We start from the raw sequence: 3,876 nt of genomic DNA, 5'->3' as shown, positions 1-3,876 counted from the left end.
CAAAAAATCGCAGAACAAGCGACGGCTGATGCAAAAGCTAAACGCTTAAAAGAAGAAATAGCAGCCAAAAAAGCCGATGATTTACTCAAGAAAAAAGCAGCAGAGCGTAAACGTAAAGAGCAAGAAGCTAAAGAGCGTGCTCGACAGCAAAAGATGTTAGAGCAACAAATGGCTGAAGAAATGGCGGTTAGACAACAAGCCCGATATCAACAAACAATGAGTGAGGTTGGTCGGTTTACCGCTCTTATAAGGCAAACTATTCAAGGAAACTTGATCACTGACCGCAGCACTATGGAAGGTAAATCTTGTAAATTAACTATAAGTCTTGCACCATCAGGTTTTGTAACCAACGTTGTTATTGGCAAAGGGGACCAAGTAGTTTGTAGTGCTTCAAAGACGGCTATTTATAAAGCAGGGACATTACCTGTGTCTAAAGACCCCGAAGTATTTAAAGAAATGCGTACGATTAGCCTAACAGTGGTGCCTGAATTTTAATGGTCCAGTTTATATTCAATGAAAAATAACCCATGACTGAGAAAATAGTAAAATATATGAATAAATTTAAAGTAGCCTTCATTTTCTTTATCGTACTGATTTCAAATAGTGCATTTGCAACGCTTGAGATTGTCATTACTGAGGGGATTGATAGCGCTAGACCTATCGCTGTTGTACCTTTTAAATGGACAGGACTAGAGCCACTCCCAGAAAATATATCGTCTATTATTGGTGAAGACTTATTGCGCAGCGGTAAATTTAACCCAATAAAAAATAATCGTTTTCCACAAACACCATTTTCTGATCAAGAAATTGATTATTCAGCTTGGGCAAATGAGGGCGTTGAAGCTGTTGTTGTTGGAGAAATTAATCAAATAGGTATTAGTCGTTACAAAATAAGCTACCAGCTGGTTGATGTTATTCGCGGGCAGATCACCGGTGGACAATCGCAAATGCTAAGCAATGGAGAATTGGTTCAAACTTCTGATCATATTTATGCTGAGGGTGCTTTTGAGATTAATGCTGACCAATTTCGTCGTTATGGACATCACATCAGTAATGTTATTTATGAAAAGTTAACTGGCAGTAAAGGTGCATTTTTAACCAAAATTGCTTATGTGATAGTGCGAGACCAAGGTGAATTTCCTTTTCAGTTAGTGATGGCTGATTATGACGGTGTTAATGAGCACGTTTTGTTGAGTTCTAAAGAGCCATTAATGTCACCTTCATGGCATCCAAGTGGCAATCAGTTAGCGTACTCGACATTTGAGAACAACCAACAAAAAATATATATTATAGATATTTATACCGGAAAGCGTACTATGATCAGCGATCACCCTGGTATAAATAGTGCGCCACGTTGGTCACCCGATGGTAATCAACTTGCGATGATGTTATCTAAAGATGGCAATTCAGAGCTCTATGTTATGGAAGTAGCAACAAGAAAACTACGTCGTATCACCCGTCATCGAGCGATAGATGCAGAGCCAAGTTGGAGCCCTGATGGGAAATCATTAGTATTTAGTTCAGAACGGGGTGGTAAACCTCAGCTTTATCGCGTAAATTTAGTCGATGGTCGTGTTAAACGACTCACCTTTGATGGTGAAATGAACCTTGGTGGTTCAATTACACCTGACGGTCGCCAACTAATTATGGTGAACAGAACACGAGGGAATTATCATTTAGCTAAACAAGAGTTGGCGTCAGGAATTTTTCAAGTTCTGACTAAAACACGTTTAGATGAGTCGCCGAGCATAGCTCCAAATGGTGGCATGATAATCTACAGTACTTTACACAATAATAGGCAAGTGCTTAGTTTAGTATCTGTAGATGGAAGATTTAAAGCGCGCTTACCCGCGGCTGATGGTGAAGTAAAAGCACCTGCTTGGTCACCATTTTTATAAAAAATTAAACATTAATTTAAAACATAACTTTAGAAAAATAAGGACAATTATAATGCGTTTGAATAAAACTGTGAAAGCTCTTGCGATTGCTTTGCCAATTTTGGCTTTATCTGCTTGTAGTTCAAATTCAGAAACTGATGAACAAAGCAATGTAGCGACTAATGCTCAAGAGTCTTCAGTAATTGAAAATAATACTGCTGATGTTCAAGTAAGCGCTGTACAACGTGCCGCTGAAATTGAAGAGCAACAACGTCAAGCATTAGAAAAACTTCGTGCTGAGCACATCGTTTATTTTGATTTTGACACCTCTACAGTTAGCACTGAATTTTCTGCTATTTTAGATGCACATGCTAAATTTTTAAACAAAAGCTCAAGCATGAAAGTTTTAGTTGAAGGTCATGCTGATGAACGTGGTACGCCTGAATACAACATTGCTTTAGGCGAACGTCGTGCCAAAGCGGTAGTAACTTATTTAGAAAATATGGGTGTTTCATCTGCACAGCTAAGTGTTGTTAGCTACGGTGAAGAAAAGCCGATGATTAAAGACCGTAGTGAAAACGCATTTGCTAAAAATCGTCGTGCGGTATTAGTTTACTAATCAAGGATAGAAATGAAACTGAATAAATTTTTATTCGGGATGTCCTTTGCTGTTACTACCCTTGCGGTAGTGGCAGCAGAATCTGCTCCCGTTATAGATATAACCAAGACGGGTGCAATTAAAAGTAGCCCTTCGCAATACACCTCTTCGGTACCAGAAACAATGGCTGAGAAGTTGGTTAATCTTGAACGTAAACTTGATGCTCGTAATCGTGCCCAAGTCAAAGTGCAGCGACAGCTTGATGAACTTCAAAATGAAGTGAATGAATTACGTGGTGTTACTGAATTACATACTCATCAGCTTAGTCAAGTTTTGAATCGACAGCGTGAGTTATATCAAGAGCTTGACCGTAGGGTAACAGAAGCATTAAAACCTGAAAATAACGTTCCTGCGGCGATTATAGCCCCAGCAAAAGCATCTTCAGACGCTTCAATAAATTATTCAACGAATTTAACTGAAAACCAAGCATATGACAGCGCGGTAAATTTAGTTTTAAAAGACAAACAATACGATAAAGCGATCCCTGAATTTCAAGCGTTTAATCGAAATTTCCCAAATTCTAGTTATGCACCTAACGCACATTATTGGTTAGGACAGCTATTATTTAATAAAACTGAATACACCAAAGCAAAAAATGAATTTAATTTAGTGGTTGAACAATACCTCGACTCAAATAAGCGAAGTGATGCAATGTTGAAGTTGGCGATGGTTGAACAAAAGCTAAATAATAACGCAGCAGCAAAAATTTGGTATCAGAAAGTTCTCGCACAATACCCAGATTCAAGTGCGGCTCAACTAGCAAAACCTAGGTTAGAAAATTTATAACCAATAAAAGCGACGATAACTTACACTAACTGCCTTCTTTTTATGCAAGTAGTCAATTAATAAGAAATAAGTTGAATTTAAGGTTGCACTAAAAAAAATTATGAGTATTATATGCGTCGCGTTGAGGCACTAGTGCAACGCAGTGTGAATTAGCACTTATGTCGGCCGTTAGCTCAGTTGGTAGAGCAGTTGGCTTTTAACCAATTTGTCGAAGGTTCAAATCCTTCACGGCCGACCACTTCTTTATAGTGTAATTTTTATAAAGAAAAAGAAGTACCTTGTAAGAATCGAAATTTATTTCGAAAAAAGAAAATATGGCGGCCGTTAGCTCAGTTGGTAGAGCAGTTGGCTTTTAACCAATTTGTCGAAGGTTCAAATCCTTCACGGCCGACCACTTTCTTTCTTAACAAGTACAATGCAAACTTACTTTATTAATGATATTTTATTAGTGATTATTGCATTAGTTGATGATGATTCTCAACACCACAGTTTATATGTCGGCCGTTAGCTCAGTTGGTAGAGCAGTTGGCTTTTAACCAATTTGTCGAAGGTTCA

Annotated in this window: 4 protein-coding genes and 2 tRNA genes; all 6 read left to right on the top strand. The window is 38.2% G+C overall.

The window, feature by feature from the left end; all coding sequences use genetic code 11:
• The coding region (gene tolA, locus H4J57_RS19160) for a cell envelope integrity protein TolA (RefSeq protein WP_182243942.1) at positions 1–495 on the top strand (495 nt) is incomplete at its 5' end.
• Between the two features lie 56 nt (positions 496–551).
• A complete protein-coding gene (tolB, locus tag H4J57_RS19155; RefSeq protein WP_182171700.1) occupies positions 552–1,898 on the top strand; it encodes a Tol-Pal system beta propeller repeat protein TolB in 1,347 nt (448 codons plus the stop codon).
• A 52-nt stretch (positions 1,899–1,950) separates the two neighbouring features.
• Entirely contained in the window at positions 1,951–2,496 is a 546-nt protein-coding gene (gene pal, locus H4J57_RS19150) for a peptidoglycan-associated lipoprotein Pal (protein WP_070376300.1), read from the top strand.
• Positions 2,497–2,508: 12 nt separating this feature from the next.
• Positions 2,509–3,321, top strand: a complete 813-nt coding sequence (ybgF, locus tag H4J57_RS19145; protein ID WP_182243941.1) for a tol-pal system protein YbgF — start codon at positions 2,509–2,511, stop codon at positions 3,319–3,321.
• Between the two features lie 162 nt (positions 3,322–3,483).
• Positions 3,484–3,559 (top strand) — tRNA-Lys (locus tag H4J57_RS19140).
• 80 nt (positions 3,560–3,639) lie between these two features.
• Positions 3,640–3,715 (top strand) — tRNA-Lys (locus H4J57_RS19135).
• The last annotated feature ends 161 nt before the right edge of the window (positions 3,716–3,876 follow it).

This window comes from Colwellia sp. BRX8-7 (genome assembly GCF_014077275.1).
Classification (GTDB): domain Bacteria; phylum Pseudomonadota; class Gammaproteobacteria; order Enterobacterales; family Alteromonadaceae; genus Colwellia_A.
This window is presented reverse-complemented; position numbering and strand designations above follow the sequence as displayed.

Excerpts from the sequence above, each read along its gene's own strand:
- tolB (WP_182171700.1), top strand. The coding sequence starts at position 552 with ATGAATAAATTTAAAGTAGCCTTCATTTTCTTTATCGTACTGATTTCA.
- pal (WP_070376300.1), top strand. The coding sequence starts at position 1,951 with ATGCGTTTGAATAAAACTGTGAAAGCTCTTGCGATTGCTTTGCCAATT.
- ybgF (WP_182243941.1), top strand. The coding sequence starts at position 2,509 with ATGAAACTGAATAAATTTTTATTCGGGATGTCCTTTGCTGTTACTACC.